We start from the raw sequence: 16,221 nt of genomic DNA, 5'->3' as shown, positions 1-16,221 counted from the left end.
ATATATATATATATATATATATATATATGATATAGCCTCTACCACTGCATATTCCCTAACCGCAAGCAAGCCAAGCCCACCTGAAATCCGTTAAAATACCGCATCCTTATTTTCAGACGACCTCAAACCATGTTGGTACTTGGAATCGAATCATCCTGCGATGAAACGGGCGTTGCGCTTTACGATACCGAACGCGGCCTATTGGCGCACCATCTTCACACCCAAATGGCGATGCACGCCGAATACGGCGGCGTTGTCCCCGAACTTGCCAGCCGCGACCACATCCGCCGCGTCGTCCCGCTGACGCAGGGCTGTTTGCAGGAAGCGGGCGTTTCCTATGACGACATCGATGCCGTCGCCTACACCCAAGGGCCGGGCTTGGGCGGCGCGCTTCTGGCGGGTTCGGGCTACGCCAACGCCTTGGCGTTTGCCTTGAACAAACCCGTCATTCCCATCCACCATCTCGAAGGTCATTTGCTCTCTCCATTATTGGCGGACGACAAACCCGAATTTCCGTTCGTCGCCCTCCTGGTTTCGGGCGGACATACGCAGTTTATGGCGGTGCGCGGCATCGGCGACTACACGCTGATGGGCGAAAGCGTCGATGACGCGGCAGGCGAAGCGTTCGACAAAACCGCCAAACTCTTAGGTTTGCCGTATCCCGGCGGCGCGAAGTTGTCCGAACTGGCAAAGCTGGGCAACCCCGATGCCTTCTCGTTCCCGCGCCCCATGCTCCATTCGCACGATTTGCAGATGAGCTTCTCCGGTTTGAAAACCGCCGTGCTGACCGCCGTCGAAAAAGTCCGCGCCGAAAACGGCGGCGAAATCCCCGAGCAAACGCGCAACGACATCTGCCGCGCGTTTCAAGACGCGGTGATCGACGTCCTCGCCGCCAAAGCCAAAAAAGCCTTGTTGGATACCGGTTTCAGAACTTTGGTTGTCGCGGGCGGCGTCGGTGCGAACTGGAAGCTGCGCGACGAATTTTCCCGCCTGAGCGTCAAAAAGCCGTCTGAAAAAGGCAAACCCAAATCTAAGGAAGAAAAAATCAAAGTCTGCTTCCCGCCCATGGAATACTGCACCGACAACGGCGCGATGATTGCCTTCGCCGGCGCGATGAGGTTGCAGGAGCGGCAGCCCGCCGGTGCGTTCAACGTCAAACCGCGCTGGCCGCTGTCGGATATTGTGAAATAGTGTGCGGCAAAGAAAAAAGGTCGTCTGAAAACTTGGATTGGGGTTTTCAGACGACTTTTTTAGAGTATCTCTATTACTCGGTATTTTTTTGTCCTTGCGGCAACTCCTGTTTTTCAACTGTCCACTGACCTTCTGCCGTCTCCTGCTCTTTGAATACATCCTGTCCTCCTTGTTCTTTAAATATTTCCTGTACGTTTAACAACTCTGGTTCTCCACCTGATTTCCGTTGCAGCAATAACTCCTGCTCTTTCAACAATTCCTGTCGGCGTAAAAGTTCTTGTTCCTTCAACAACTCCTGCCGATGCAAAGACTCTTGCTCTTTCAGTAATTTTTGTTGACTCAAAGATTGTCGCTCTTGAGGCTGCTCCTGACCTTCAGTCTGTTCACTTTCTTGCTGCCGCTTGAATATTTCACCTTTTTTATATACCTGCCCTTTTCCATATGGACGATAGTATTCAACTAACTCACCATTCCATCTGACGAAATAGCCCCTGTCTTGCTCATATTTCGGACAAGGCGTATACCAAGAATTATCTCCTTCCGAACAGTAACTCAAATACAGTTTTCCGCCTTTTTTCAAATACCCCTTTACCTTACCGCTGCCACCGGGACCGTCTGAACGCCCTTCATGCCATTCGCCCGTAATTATATATTTTGGTGATTGTTTAATATTGAAATACTTACCGTAAACACCATCCGGAATATCACGAACATACCCCCAACTACCTGTAAAATCGGCAGATATTGCATTACCCACGAGCAAAGCAGCATACACCCCAAAAATATATTTTTTCATCGTAACCTTTTTATTCGATAAATAATAAACGTTTGGAATTTTATGACGTTACAGATTTTATGTCTATGCCATTCAAGATGAAATTCGGCAGGGCATTTTCACAATCTTATAGTGGATTAACCTTTAAACCAGTACGGCGTTGCCTCGCCTTGCCGTACTATCTGTACTGCGCCTTGTCCTGATTTAAATTTAATCCACTATAAAAAGGTCGTCTGAAACATTTTTCAGACGACCTTTTGACAAACAGGGAACGCGGATTATGCGTTGCCTTCTTGTTGTTGCTGGTACATGGCTTCGAAGTTGATCGGAGCGAGCAGTACGGGCGGGAAGCCGGCGCGGGTTACGCTGGTGGAAATGGCTTCGCGAGCGTAAGGGAAGAGGATGTTCGGGCAGGCTACGCCTAAGAGCAGTTGAACGTCTTCTTCAGGGATGTTTTCCAGACGGAAGATGCCGCTTTGGGTCACTTCGTTGAGGAACATGGTGCGTTCGGCGTTGAGTTTGGCGGTTACGGTAACGGTTACGTCAACGTTGTAGTAGCCGTCTTCCAGCTTCTCGCTGTTGGTGGAAACGCGCATATCGACTTCAGGCTCGCCTTGTTCCAAAAAGATTTGGGGGGCGTTGGGCACTTCCAAAGACAGGTCTTTGACGAACAGGCGTTCGATGCTGAATACGGGTTGCAATTCTTCGCTCATTTTGTTTTCCTAGTTGGGTTTAAAGTTACGGGTTTAATAAAGAATCCAGCCTGCCTTCGCGGTGCAGGCCGTACAAATCGGTAAAACCGCCGACGTGGGTATCGCCGATGAAAATTTGCGGTATGCTGCGCTGCCCGGAAAGCTGCTGCATTTCGGCAAAGGCTTCGGGGCTGCGGTCGACGCGGATTTCGTTGATTTCGGCGACGCCCAGCGAATGCAGCAGCTTTTTAGCCATGGTGCAGTAGGGGCAGAACGCGCCTGTGTACATCGTAACGGTTTGCATGATTGTTTTCAGAGTTCTAATGGGGTTCACTATATGGGCATATGGTTTATTTTACAATACTTGAAATCGGCTATTTTGCCTGAATCTTTGTTTTCAGGGCGTGAGGGCTGTCTGCCGCCCATGTGCCAAAACACCGTTTTTAAAGTATGATAAACGGCAATCCGAACCGCTTTTGCCATTTATTTTCAATAAAACCGACGGCAAGCGGATGGTAGATTAAATTTGAGTCAGAACAGCAACACAATCAGCCGATTATTTCCGGGTTTGGGCAACATCAGTCTGGTTCAAATTTAATCTACTATATTTCTTATTAAAAATCAGGAACTAAAACCATGCTTTCAGGAATCCCCATCCCGAAGGACGCCATCCGTCCGCCCGAAACCGTGCTTGTTAACATTACGCCGCAGGAAACGCGCGTGGCAGTGTTGGAAGAAAACAATATCTGCGAGCTGCACATCGAACGCAACAGCGGTCATAGTCTGGTCGGCAATATTTATCTGGGCGTGGTGCGCCGCGTGTTGCCCGGCATGCAGAGTGCGTTCATCGACATCGGTTTGGAACGTGCCGCGTTTCTGCACATCGTCGATGTCCTCGAACAACGCCGCAATCCCGACGAAACCCAACGTATCGAGCATATGTTGTTTGAAGGGCAGTCGGTTTTGGTACAGGTCATCAAAGACCCGATTAACACCAAAGGCGCGCGCCTTTCCACTCAAATCTCCTTGGCCGGGCGCTTCCTCGTCCACCTTCCGCAGGAAGACCACATCGGCATTTCCCAGCGCATCGAAGACGATGCCGAACGCAACAGCCTGCGCGAACGCCTGACTAATCTATTGCCCGAAGACGCGTGCCACGGCTATATCATCCGCACCAACGCCGAAAACGCCACCGACGAGCAGCTTTTGTCCGACATCCACTACCTGACCAAAGTGTGGGAACACATTCAAGAACAGGCGAAAACCCAGCCGCCGGAAACCCTGCTGTATCAGGATTTGCCCTTGAGCCTGCGCGTGTTGCGCGATATGTTCAGCCTCGACACGCAGAAAATCCTGGTTGACTCAACCGAAAACCACCGCCGTATGACCCGTTTCGCCGAGCAATACGTCCACGGCGCATTGGGCAAGATAGAGCTGTTCAAAGGCGAACGCCCGCTGTTTGAAACCCACAACGTCGAACAGGAAATCAGCCGCGCCCTGCAACCGCGCGTCAACCTCAACTTCGGCAGCTACCTGATTATCGAGTCCACCGAAGCCATGACCACGATAGACGTGAACACCGGCGGCTTCGTCGGCGCGCGCAACTTCGACGAAACCATCTTCCGCACCAACCTCGAAGCCTGCCACACCATCGCCCGCGAATTAAGGCTGCGCAACCTCGGCGGCATCATCATCATCGACTTCATCGACATGGCGCAGGAAGCCCACCGCGAAGCCGTGTTGCAAGAGCTTGCCAAAGCCCTCGCCTTCGACCGCACCCGCGTTACCCTCAACGGTTTCACCAGCTTGGGTTTGGTCGAGCTGACCCGCAAACGTTCGCGCGAAAACCTCAGCCAAATCCTCTGCGAACCCTGCCCGTCCTGCCAAGGTAGGGGTCGTCTGAAAACGCCGCAGACCATCTGCTACGAAATCCAGCGCGAAATCGTCCGCGAAGCCCGCCGTTACGACGTGCAGTCCTTCCGCATCCTCGCCGCGCCCAACGTCATCGACCTCTTCCTCGACGAAGAATCGCAATCGCTGGCGATGCTCATCGACTTTATCGGCAAACCGATTTCGCTGGCAGTCGAAACCGCCTACACGCAGGAACAATACGATATTGTGTTGCTGTAAAGACAAAAGGTCGTCTGAAAACGGAATCGGGGTTTTCAGACGACCTTTTGGCAAAATCGGCAGACCATTCAAGTGCAGTATTCCTTTAGAAGAAAATGTCCATCATACCCGGCAGAACCCACGCCGAAGGAAACCCAATCAAGTACGGAAAAGCAACAAAAGGTCGTCTGAAAACCAGCCGCCCCTTTCAGACGACCTCCCGCTAAACCCCTCCTAATTTTCCCCTGCTATCCTTCCCGCTGATTAAGGAGAACACCATGCGCGTATTGCTTGCAGAAGACGACAACATGATTGCCCAAGCCGTAGCCGCCAACCTCAAAGACAGCGGCTATGCCGTCGACTGGGTCAAAAACGGCAGCCAAGTTTCTACCGCCCTTCAGGCGCAGAACTACGACTTGCTGCTGCTCGACCTCGGACTGCCCGGCAAAGACGGGCTGGACGTCCTCACCCAAATCCGACACGAAGGCAGCCAAACCCCCGTCCTCATCGTTACCGCCCGCGACGACCTCCACAGCCGCCTCAACGGACTGGACGGCGGCGCCGACGACTACATCGTCAAACCTTTCGACATGGCGGAGCTGCAAGCCCGTATGCGCGCTGTCCTGCGCCGCCACAGCGGCCATAGCCAAACCCTGCTGACCAACGGCGCGCTCACCCTCAACCCCGCCACCTACCAAGTCGAAGTCAAAGGACAAGACAAACCCGTCCTCCTGAGCAACAAAGAATTTGCCGTCCTCCAAGCCCTGATGATGCGTCCCGGCATCATCCTCTCCCGCAGCGACCTTGAAGACAAAATCTACGGCTGGGGCGAAGAAGTCGAAAGCAACGCCGTCGATTTCCTCATCCACGCCCTACGCAAAAAGCTCAGCAAAGAACACATCCAAAACGTACGCGGCGTAGGCTGGCTGGTCGCCAAAGAGGTCGTCTGAAACCCCAATCCGCGCATCCATGCCCGCCCATGCCATAATCAATAACAAAACCTAAAACAGCCTCACCAAACACACTATGCATCACTTCATCCAGATCCTCAAACAATCCCTGCAAGTCCGTATCAGCATCGCCCTGATACTGATGTTCCTGCCTTTGTCCATCATCGCAGGCGCATTCTCCTATTACCAAACCTACCATGAAGCCGAAGAGCTTCAGGACGACCTGTTGCGCCAAACCGCCGCCTACATCAACCCCAAAACCACCGACTACACACAAATAGGCAGCGAAAACCACATCCTCATCCAAACCTTCGGACAAGAAGACACCGTCCCCCTGTCCAACACACTCGGCGAAGGATTCCACACCATCAAAGGCGGCGTTGACGACGACGATGACGATGATGACGACGAATACCGCGCCTACATCCGCCAAACCCCGCAAGGCAAAATCGCCGTACTCCAAGAAACCGAATACCGCGACGACCTCGCAGCCACCGCCGCCTACCAAAGCGTCCTCCCGCTGCTCATCGCCCTGCCCCTCATGATCCTGCTGACCGTATGGATCACCTACCGCGCCATGCGCCCCGTCAAAACCCTTTCCGCCTCACTCGGCAAACGCCGTTCAGACGACCTCTCGCCGCTGGACGGAGAAGGCGTGCCCAGCGAAATACAAGGCTTCGTTACCGCCATCAACCAATTGCTGCAACGCACAGGCGAAAACATCCGCCGCCAGCAACGCTTCATCGCCGATGCCGCCCACGAACTGCGCAGCCCACTGACCGCCCTCTCCCTTCAGGCAGAACGGCTCACCAAGCTGCCCCAATCGGACGAAGCCCGCGAACAGACCGGACTCATCCTTCAAAGCATACAGCGCAACCGCCACCTGCTCGAGCAGCTCCTGACCCACGCCCGCACCCAAGGCTCCGAGACCCAACGCAACCTGACCGACATCAGCCTGCAAGCCCAGTTCCGCCGTGTGCTACAAGAACTCATGCCCCTCGCCCTTAACAAACAGCAAGACATCGGTGTCGCCGTCGAAAACGACCTGCGCATCCGAGCCGACGACACCGAAATCTACACCCTCATCAAAACCTTCACCGACAACGCCATCCGCTACACCCCCGCAGGCGGCCGCATCGACATAGGTTTCAGCGAGACCCCGACCACCCTCGCCATCTGGGTGGAAGACGACGGCCCCGGCATCCCCGCCGCCGAACGCAGCCGCGTAACCGACGCCTTCTACCGCATACTCGGCACGGAACAGCAAGGCACCGGACTCGGACTCTCCATCGCCGATGCTATCGCCAAACGCTACGGCGGCAAACTCATCCTCGCCGACAGCCGCAACTTCGCCCACGGCCTGCTGATACAGGCGGAACTCAACAAACAACTGCTGCAAGCAGACTAAGCAAACAAAAAGGTCGTCTGAAATCCGTTTTCAGACGACCTTCTTTATTTTCCAAGCCGAATCAAGGCATCAACATACCGCCGTTGACGTGCAGCGTTTGACCGGTGATGTATTTCGCTTGGTCGGAAGCGAGAAACAATACCGCATCCGCGATGTCCTGCGCTTCGCCGAATTTGCCCAGCGAAGTTTGCGCTTCGAAGGTTTTGCGGGTTTCTTCAGGCAGCGCGCGGGTCATATCGGTGTCGATAAAGCCTGGGGCGACGCAGTTGACGGTAATGCCGCGGCTGCCGACTTCGCGCGCCATAGATTTGGAGAAACCGATCAAGCCCGCTTTTGCCGCGGCATAGTTGGTCTGACCGGCATTGCCCATCACGCCGACGACGGATGTGATGTTGATGATGCGGCCGGCGCGCTGCTTCATCATGCCGCGCAATACGGCTTTAGAGGCGCGGAACACGGATTTGAGGTTGACCTGCATGATGTCGTCCCACTCTTCTTCTTTCATACGCATCAAGAGGTTGTCGCGGGTGATGCCGGCGTTGTTGACCAGAATGTCCAACTTGCCGAACTCTTTTTCGATGTCGGCGATCAGGTTTTCGATGGTTTCGGGTTCGGCGGAATTCAATGCACGGCCTTCGCCGCCCCATTGCGCCAGACGTTCGCTAATCGCCGCTGCGCCGCTTTCGCTGGTCGCCGTACCGATGACTTTGGCACCTGCCGCCGCCAGCGTGTCGGCAATCGCTGCGCCGATACCGCGCGATGCGCCTGTTACCAATGCGATTTTGCCGCTTAAATCTTGTGTGCTCATGTTTACTTCCTTGTTTTGGGAATGGAGTCTGTTCATTTCAGACGACCTTATAGCATAAATAGTGTGATGAATCTAATTTTTGAGGTCGTCTGAAACAAAATAAGAAATAAGAAACCTCTGTACTGTCATTCCCGCGTAGGCGGGAATCCCGATCTTAATCTTTCAGAGATGTTTAGAGATTACCGTAATCTCAAATCTCTAGATTCCCGCCTACGCGGGAATGACGGTGCTGGAATTGCCTATTTCAATCTGCTATATCGGCAAATTTCAGACGACCTCTCCGTTTATTCGGGCAGGGTTATTTTTTGATGGGGCGGTATGCCCAGAATATAGCGCAACCAGTTGCCGAAGCTGTATTTTTGGTAGATTTCGGGGGGTAGCTCACGATAGGGTTTGGCGACAAATTCTGCCAAACCGCCCAAACTTTTACCGTCCCAAACGAAGATGTTGTCGGGGTGGTAGAAATCGTATTTTTGGATTTCGGCGTTGGTGGTAATCAGTTTTTTGCGGTAACCGAGGGCTTCGAAGGGGCGGAACGAGAGGCCGTTGTGAACGGGTGTTTTGAAATCTATCAGGATTTTGGCCTGCTTGGCGGCTTCGATGTTGTCGGCGAAACTTCTAATGCCGATGAAGACTTTGATGTTTTCCGTAGGATAAAAACGGCGGAGGTTTTTTACATTGGTATTCAAACAGCCGATATTGAAGTCGAGCTTCCAGCCCAGCGTTTCAGCCGCTTTGCCGAACTCGGAAATAATCGGGGCGCGTTCGGGTATATGCCAGCCGATGAAATAGAAATCGTTGGGCGGGTTTTCGGGCAGGTTGACATCGTGGTCGAAATAGAAGTTGGTGGTCGGCAGGAAGGGATGTTTCGGATTTCGCATATCGTCGGGATCAAAAACGTAAATACGGTCAAACCGGTCGGCACAATCCCAAATGGCGGGGAAACGGTCGATGCCGTCCCATTGGTAGTTGACCATATTGCCGGGACGGGTATGGCGTTTAATCATATCCAGAAACTCAGGCGAGTAGATGTCGCCGCGAATAAATAGGGCGTAATCCGCCCTGCCGTACGCTGCCAGTTTGTTTTCAACGTCTCGGATCAATTGGGCGGATTTAAAGTCTTTTTTGGCGTTTTTGTCCCGCAGCACCAGTTGCCTGAATTTGATTTTCAGACGGCAGGAAAGGGAGGGGTAACGGAAATTCAGGTTGTCCATGACGACGCTGACGACGTTGAAGCCGTGATACTCTAGGGCGGCTTCGATGACGCGGTAGATTTGGTTGTCGGCGGGCATGCCCAGAATAATCGTTTTTTGTTCGGTCGGCATGGTGTCTGTTTATGCTTTGTCTGATATGTCGAGGATTCGGCGAACCCAGTTGCCGAAGGCGTATTTGTTTTTTATTTCTTCGGAAACGGGATGGTAAGGTCGTCTGAAAAAGTCTTCCAATCCGTCAAGGCTTTCTCCGTTCCAAATGAAGATGTTGTCGGGATGGTAGAAGTCGCATTCCGCTACGGCCTGATTGGTGGTAATCAGTTTTTTGTCGAAACACAGGGCGTCGAATACGCGGAAAGACAGGCCGTAATTTTCAAATTGGACAAAATCGACGATTGCCAGGCAGTTTTTGACCTTTTGCAGGTTTTGCTCGAAGCTCAGGATGCTTTGTCTGTCCAAATAGGTAATGCCGTCGTTGCCGAAAATTTTGCTTGCGCGGTCGTCTTTGCAGTAGATGTGGAAATCCAAAGACAGCCCCAGCCTGCGTGCTTCATCGAGAAAAACGGAGGTTTGATGTTCTCTTCGTTCTTCATAACCTCCCAAAAAATAAAGACCTTCCACCCTCCCCTCTCTTTCAATCGGGAAATCGAAATAGAAATTGGTGGTTGCTTTAAAATGATGTTGGGGGTATTTCTCCACATCGTTTTTATTGAACACCCAGCAGCAGTCGAAATAAGGCAAATATTCGATGATGTCGGGAAAACGGTCGATACCGTCATATTGATAGTTAACGCATATCTTACTGTGCTCTCGGATAGCGGCGATGATTTCTTTGGGATAAATATTGGCGCGGAGGCAGAGGGCATAGTCTGCTTTGCCGCCTTCCAAGGAAGCCAGTTTTTCGGCTATCTGCTTGCGGTAGCGGGAATATTTCAGTTTTTTCTTATAATCTCCGTCTTTTTTAATATGTTTATGATACAAACCGAGAATACGGCAGCCTATGTGCGGATAGTATGAGTCCCTGTCGTCGTAACAGAGATTGATGACATTGAAGCCGTGGAAGCGCAGGTTTTTCTCTATGCACTTGTCCAACCCGTACATATAGGGAACGGCTAGGATAATGGTTTTGTTCATGATTTAGGTGTGGTGCGGTTAATTGTAGGTGCTTTAATGCAGTGAAAATTAGTTTCGATAAGTCAACACCGTACGGGGTTAAGTCCATTCGCTGTCATTTTCAGACGACCCTTTGCTGCCATCAAAAGGGTCGTCTGAAAACATCAATCTGCTTGGTTCGACAGTATTTCTTGGTATAGGCCTGCCAATTCTTCTTTTTGTTCCGCAAAAGTCCGAATATGGCTTTTCGGCAATTCAATAACTGCGCCATCGTCCATTGCTTGATAACGTTCGCAAACTTCGGCAATGGCGCGGCTCAATTCTTCCACGCCGCTGTCAAACGGGATGATCGTGCCGTTTTCGCCGTCAATAATGTCTTCGGACACGCCGCCTGCATCCGTGGCGATTACCCAAACATCACGCAACACTGCTTCCCTAACTGTCAAGCCGAAACTTTCTTTCCATTGGGTCGGGAACAGCAAAACATCGATTTCCGAGAAGAAATGGTCGATGGTATCTTGGCTGTAAGCAGGTTCGATGCGGAAGCGCTCCACGCCGTCGAAATCGCTGTCAAAAAACGAACGCGCACCAAGGTTGAGCAGATTGTCCACGACAACCAGTTCGGTATTGGGGAAACGGTGTTTCCTGAAAGCTTCCAAAATCAGATGAACGCCTTTGATTTTGGTTTTCCCGCCGACATAGCCGAAGCGGATAACGTCTTTTTTCCGTTTGGATATTTGACCCAAGGGGCGGGTAACGCCGTTTTTGTTGACGAGGACGTCCCTGCCCAAGGTTCTTTCATGCAGCTCGGCAAAATATTTGCTGGGCGCAAGCAGCATATCGATTTTCGACAGGGCGCGGGCTATGGTTTTGCTCCGTTCGTCTTCGGTATTCCATTGCTCGCGGAAGACTTCATTTTCGTCAAGCATGAACTGGTTCGGACAAATCCACCATGCGTCATGCAGGGTAACGAGGGTTTTGACACCAGCTTCCCGACAAATATCTACCATACCGACACCCATGCTTTGAATGCAGTGGATATGGGCGATGTCGGGCTGTACAAGTTCGATGATGTCTTTGACAGCTGCATCAAAACGCAGGTTTTCGTGGGCGGCTGCATCTTCTGAGGGAACGGCAACGCCGAAAACGGTTACTTTGCCGTATTCGTAACGGATAACGCTGTACGGCGGCAGCCAGCTCTTCATCGGCAAAGTCGTTACCGCATATATTTCGTAGGTTTCTTCATCGGCAAGCAGTTTGTTCAGTTGTTCGGCAACGATGGTCGCCCCGCCAAACGATTGAGGATGATAGAAAACGTTAAACGATAAGACTTTGGTCTTCCCTTTTGCGGCAGATTCAAAACGGACGGCAGGTGCAAGCTGCGTGCTGCCGATGGCTTGCGGGCTGTATGTTTCCGTGACCGTACGGTATGCCGCCTGCGCCATACTGTCGCGCAGCTCGGGATTTTGAATCAGAGTGTCGAACGCTTCATGCCATTGCTGTTCGTTGTCTGCCAGAAAGCCGTTTTCACCGTTGACAATCACATCGGCAAAAGCCGCCCTTGGCGAGCATACGGACGCCACTTTGGTAATCGAGGCTTCAAGGTATTTGATATTGCTCTTGGCATCGTTGAAAACGAAGTTTTCCAAAGGTGCGATGCTGATGTCGCATTCGGACAAATAAGTCAGGTATTCCGTATAGTTGCAAAATGGGATGCGCTCGATTTGGCTTTGTACTTCATCGAAATATTCGGGCAGCTCCAAATATCCGATGATTCTGAACCTGACATTCGGATTTTCTTTCAATATGTTGGCAAGTGCGGGAGCGGCTTCCAAGAAGTCGATGTTGTGCGTTTTGGTGCCAGAACCGTAAATAATCCGAATCAAACCGTCTTCTTGTTTTTTCAGACGACCCTCAATGCTGCGTGCCGCTGCCAGCGTTTCATCATCCAACGCGTTTTCAACCACATAAACGGTTTCCAAACCTGCTTCCTTCATGGCTTTTGCCAGCCCGGAAGTCGAAGCGATACCTTCGTCGCACGCCAACATGGCTTGACGGTAAAGTTTCGCGCCGTTGATTACGCCCTCTCTTTCTGCCGGTTCAAGCAAGTTGATGGTGCTGCTGGTTTTCAGGACGTCTTCGTCAAAAACCAGATCATCCACTTCCCATAATGTTTTGATGTTCAGACGACGGCATTCCGCAATTAAATCCATTACGCTGTCAAAACCGGGAACGCGGTAGAAAATCACCAAACTTGCCAAAGAAATCTGTTTCTTGGCTTCGTTGCTGTCCGTCCATGAAGTCACGGAACAAGGAATACCCAGCTCTTCAAGCATTTCCTGCTTTTGGATAACGCGGTATTTTTTGCATTGCGGAATACTAAGTTCGGCAATGATGGCAACTTTAGGCGCAAGCGTGTCGGCAGCATGTTTGGACAGCCGCTGGATAAACGTTTGCGGAATCGGGTCTGCCTGAATCGAATGCTCAAAAGCCGATGCAGAACTGACGGCTTTCAATATCTGTTTCACGCTTTTAATCGAATGGGTTTGCTTGTAATGGCGGCGTAAAAACTGATATGCCTTGCCGATACTGCCCTTCTCGCGTACCAAAAAACGGAAGCCTTTGCGGTAGCGGTTGGCAGAGCTGATGGCCTGTTCGGTTTTAACGAAAGGCTTGAATACCTTAACCGTCCACAACCCTTTGTATTTTGCCAATCTCCGGTTTTCTTTATGAATACTTTGCTCCAGCGATTGCTTTTCCTGCTGCAAGGTATCAATTTGTTTTTTCAGCAGTTTGATTTGTTTTTCTTGTTCTTCTAATTGCTCTTCTACGGTACTGTTACGCAACAGCATTTCAATTTGCTGTTGCAGAAATTCAGTCTGTTCGACAGACAGTTCGGTTTGTTGCAGCAGTTTTGCCATTACATGCTGTAATTCTTGGTTTTGATTTTGCATATTGGTATTGTCTTCTCGCAATTGAAGGTTTAATTCTGATAAAGATTGGATTTGTTGTTCTAATAAGGATATTTTTTGAATACAGTCGGAATATCCCAAATGATATTGCATAAACAGAACGCGGTTTTTTTCGTAGACTTTTTGCCAGTCTTCGCGGTTTAAATCAGGATTTTGTTCCAAGCGGTTAATCAGCGATGACCCGTCACGGCGTTTGCGGTAGCGGAACAATACTTCCGGAATACGGATAACGGTTCCGCCGTTGCTTAAGAGGCGTATCCAAAGATCCCAATCTTCATGTGTTGTCAGGTTTTCATCAAACCCACCCAAAGAGACGAAATCCTCGGCACGATGCATAGAAATGATAGGGATACGGTTCCCCTTCAACAGACTTTCCAAACCGTCATAATCCGGCAGATTCCATAAGCCTTCTTGCGCATCGAAATATTCCGCCAACGGATACACCAGCTTGCAGTCGGGATTGTTTTCCAAAACCGTGACGCATTTTTCGATGTAATCCGGCAGGATGAGGTCGTCTGAATCGAGAAACAGGAAGTATTTGCCCCCCGCCAGCCGCGCGGCATGGTTTCGGGCGGCAGCAACGCCTTGATTGTTTTGTACGGCGTAACGTATTGCGGGCTTGTCCGCCAGAAACCCCTTCAAATAATCGGCGTGTTCCGGGTCGGAGCCGTCGTCAACAATGATGATTTCAAAATTCTGATGGCTTTGGCTAAGGACGGACTGGATGGTTTCTACAATGTATTCCTTACAGTTGTAGTAAGGAATCATCACGGAGACGGTGGGGGACTGGGCTTGACGATTCATGCGGATAGTTCCTTTCTGTCTGTTCGGCAGCCTTCCTTGTCTTGCGATTCGGTGTTTTCAGACGACCTTTTAGACAAATCGTCCTTCAACTGACCGACGGGTCGTCTGAAAATCAACCTGCTGCCTGCTTTGGCATATTACGCAGCATGGCATAGTAACCGTTTTGCGCCATCAGCTCACCATGCGTGCCTTGTTCGACAATATGGCCTTCATCCATAACAATAATGCGGTCGGCTTGTTCGACAGTGGTCAGTCGGTGGGCGACGATGATGCTGGTGCGGTTTTCCATCAGGCGTTCGAGGGCTTGCTGCACAAGGCGTTCGGATTCGTTGTCCAGCGCGCTGGTGGCTTCATCCAAAAGCAGGATGGGGGCGTCTTTCAGAATGGCGCGAGCGATGGCGACACGTTGACGCTGACCGCCGGAGAGCTGATTGCCGTTTGCACCTATCTGTTGGTTCAAACCATGCGGCGAGCTTTCAACCAAATCTTGCAAATTCGCGGCTTTGAGGGCTGCCAATACTTCTTCTTCAGTGGCATCGGGACGGCTGTAACGGACGTTTTCCCAAAGCGTGCCTTCAAACAAAAAGACATCTTGCGAAACAAGGGCGAACTGGGAGCGCAGGTTGTCGAGTTTGATGTCTTCGATATTTACATCATCCAAATAAACCGCGCCCGAGCTCGGTTCGACGAAACGCGGAAGCAGGTTGACGGCAGTAGATTTACCGCTGCCTGAGCGGCCGACCAGGGCTACGCGTTCGCCTTTGCGGATATCGAGATTAAAGCTGTCCAAGGCTTTTTTACCGTCTGTGTGGTAGCGGACATCGACGTTATCAAATTTCAGACGACCTTCGACATTGGTCAGGATTTTTGTACCGTTATCTTTTTCAGGCTCGGTATCGAGGAATTGGCAAACGGCATCAGAAGCAATAAACATGGTCTGCATGGGGATGCTGATGTTCGCCAAGTTTTTAATCGGACTGAGCATTTGCAGCATGGCAACGATAAACGCCATAAATTCGCCGATGGTGGTATGTCCTTGTTGGCTCTGCCAAAGGGCGATAAAGATGACAATAGCCAAAGCAAACGACGCAATCAGTTCGCTGAATGGAGAACGCGCGGCAGTGGCTTGGGTGATTTTTTTACCGAGACGGACGATGGTGTCATTGACAGCGGTGAAGCGTTCGGCAGCCTGACGTTGGCCGCCGAAGAGTTTGACTACACGATGTCCTTGATGGACTTCGTTGACGACATTGTTCATGGTACCGATACTGAGTTGCGCTCCCGCAATAATGTCTTTCAGACGATTACGGTAATAGCGGGACAACAAAGACAGCAGCGGGAACATCAGGGCGACGACCAAGCTGAGCTGCCAGTTCAAATAAAGCAGGACGCAGACCAAACCGATGACAATCATGGTGTCGCGGGTCAGCACGATAAATACATTGCTGGCGTTGCTGATGGATTGTTCCGCCATTTGCACCATATTCATCAAAACCGTACCGGACGGGGTTTCCTGATGGAATTTGGAAGAAAGTTGCAGCATCTTGGCAAACATATCGCGGCGCAGATGGCTGATTGCCATAACGGAAACCCAAGTCAGCAGATATGTGCTGACATAGCGGCTGATGCCTCGAATGATGACCAAAAAGATAAAAAATACCGGCACGACCCAGACTTTATTGGGCGTCCCCCAAATCAGGTAAGTAAATTGGTCTTTCCAATTTTGCAGCGTGGCGACGATGCCGCCTGCGGTATTGAGTTCGGGCGGCGCGGAAGGCGGGGCGAAGCCTTGGTTGACCAAGGGTGCAATGAAGGCGGCGAGGTAGCTTTCGGTGGCGGCAACGCCGAAGATAGCAATTAAAGCAAAGATGATGCGTGTTTTATAAGGGCGGATATAAGCCATCAAGCGCATGAAGCTGCGCGAATCTTCTTGGGTAAACAGGCCGAAGGTCAGTTTTTCTATCATTGGCTCGGTGTTCCGGAATGATGCAGATTGAATGTTTTGTCAATCTATCGGATTGGTAAAGCTTATAATTATATCGCAACGAAGATGCTGACGCGACGAAATTGCTGTTTTTAAATGAATAACAATTTTTATTTCTGTAAAGTTTTTTCAGACGACCTTAAATGTTCAAAATAAATTGATAGTGAACTGGAATGTATAGTGGATTAACTTTAAATCAGGACA

General features: G+C 50.9%; 12 protein-coding genes. 4 read left to right on the top strand and 8 right to left on the bottom strand.

Annotated elements, in window-relative coordinates; translation table 11 throughout:
• Positions 1 to 129 precede the first annotated feature (129 nt).
• The gene (gene tsaD, locus HMPREF3066_RS07915; protein ID WP_070441876.1) at positions 130 to 1,191 is read left to right on the top strand and encodes a tRNA (adenosine(37)-N6)-threonylcarbamoyltransferase complex transferase subunit TsaD; all 1,062 of its coding nucleotides are present in this window, start codon (positions 130 to 132) and stop codon (positions 1,189 to 1,191) included.
• A gap of 73 nt (positions 1,192 to 1,264) precedes the next feature.
• On the opposite strand, the gene HMPREF3066_RS13605 is transcribed toward tsaD, so the two are convergent.
• The 3 genes from HMPREF3066_RS13605 to grxC all read right to left on the bottom strand — a co-directional run bounded on the left by HMPREF3066_RS13605 (position 1,265) and on the right by grxC (position 2,962).
• Positions 1,265 to 1,987 (bottom strand): hypothetical protein, encoded by a 723-nt coding sequence (locus HMPREF3066_RS13605; protein ID WP_070441873.1) that lies wholly within the window; start codon positions 1,985 to 1,987, stop codon positions 1,265 to 1,267.
• A gap of 257 nt (positions 1,988 to 2,244) precedes the next feature.
• On the bottom strand, positions 2,245 to 2,679 hold the full coding sequence (secB, locus tag HMPREF3066_RS07905) for a protein-export chaperone SecB (RefSeq protein WP_003755109.1): 435 nt from the start codon (positions 2,677 to 2,679) through the stop codon (positions 2,245 to 2,247).
• 25 nt (positions 2,680 to 2,704) lie between these two features.
• Positions 2,705 to 2,962 (bottom strand): glutaredoxin 3, encoded by a 258-nt coding sequence (gene grxC, locus HMPREF3066_RS07900; protein WP_003741129.1) that lies wholly within the window; start codon positions 2,960 to 2,962, stop codon positions 2,705 to 2,707.
• Positions 2,963 to 3,294: 332 nt separating this feature from the next.
• On the opposite strand from grxC, the gene rng reads away from it, so the two are divergent.
• The 3 genes from rng (at position 3,295) to HMPREF3066_RS07885 (ending at position 7,125) form a co-directional block, all read left to right on the top strand.
• Positions 3,295 to 4,788 carry a ribonuclease G gene (gene rng, locus HMPREF3066_RS07895; protein ID WP_070441870.1) on the top strand — a complete coding sequence of 498 codons (1,494 nt, stop codon included), beginning with the start codon at positions 3,295 to 3,297 and terminating at the stop codon, positions 4,786 to 4,788.
• A 257-nt stretch (positions 4,789 to 5,045) separates the two neighbouring features.
• The gene (locus HMPREF3066_RS07890) at positions 5,046 to 5,717 is read left to right on the top strand and encodes a response regulator (RefSeq protein WP_070441867.1); all 672 of its coding nucleotides are present in this window, start codon (positions 5,046 to 5,048) and stop codon (positions 5,715 to 5,717) included.
• Between the two features lie 76 nt (positions 5,718 to 5,793).
• Positions 5,794 to 7,125, top strand: coding sequence for an ATP-binding protein (locus HMPREF3066_RS07885; RefSeq protein ID WP_070441864.1), 1,332 nt, complete (start codon positions 5,794 to 5,796; stop codon positions 7,123 to 7,125).
• A gap of 61 nt (positions 7,126 to 7,186) precedes the next feature.
• On the opposite strand, the gene fabG is transcribed toward HMPREF3066_RS07885, so the two are convergent.
• From fabG to msbA, 5 genes are all read right to left on the bottom strand, one after another.
• On the bottom strand, positions 7,187 to 7,933 hold the full coding sequence (fabG, locus tag HMPREF3066_RS07880) for a 3-oxoacyl-ACP reductase FabG (RefSeq protein ID WP_003684588.1): 747 nt from the start codon (positions 7,931 to 7,933) through the stop codon (positions 7,187 to 7,189).
• Positions 7,934 to 8,217: 284 nt separating this feature from the next.
• Complete coding sequence (locus HMPREF3066_RS07875) at positions 8,218 to 9,258, bottom strand: WaaS/CpsH family glycosyltransferase (RefSeq protein ID WP_070441861.1); 1,041 nt, start codon at positions 9,256 to 9,258, stop codon at positions 8,218 to 8,220.
• A 9-nt stretch (positions 9,259 to 9,267) separates the two neighbouring features.
• The gene (locus HMPREF3066_RS07870; RefSeq protein WP_070441858.1) at positions 9,268 to 10,278 is read right to left on the bottom strand and encodes a WaaS/CpsH family glycosyltransferase; all 1,011 of its coding nucleotides are present in this window, start codon (positions 10,276 to 10,278) and stop codon (positions 9,268 to 9,270) included.
• Between the two features lie 143 nt (positions 10,279 to 10,421).
• Entirely contained in the window at positions 10,422 to 14,033 is a 3,612-nt protein-coding gene (locus tag HMPREF3066_RS07865) for a glycosyltransferase (protein WP_070441855.1), read from the bottom strand.
• A gap of 112 nt (positions 14,034 to 14,145) precedes the next feature.
• Entirely contained in the window at positions 14,146 to 15,999 is a 1,854-nt protein-coding gene (msbA, locus tag HMPREF3066_RS07860) for a lipid A export permease/ATP-binding protein MsbA (protein WP_070441852.1), read from the bottom strand.
• Between the last annotated feature and the right edge of the window lie 222 nt (positions 16,000 to 16,221).

Source organism: Neisseria sp. HMSC03D10 (assembly GCF_001807625.1).
In the GTDB taxonomy this organism is placed as follows: Bacteria; Pseudomonadota; Gammaproteobacteria; order Burkholderiales; family Neisseriaceae; genus Neisseria; species Neisseria mucosa.
The sequence above is the reverse complement of the archived record's forward strand: the minus strand, read 5'-3'. Positions and strand labels throughout refer to the sequence as shown.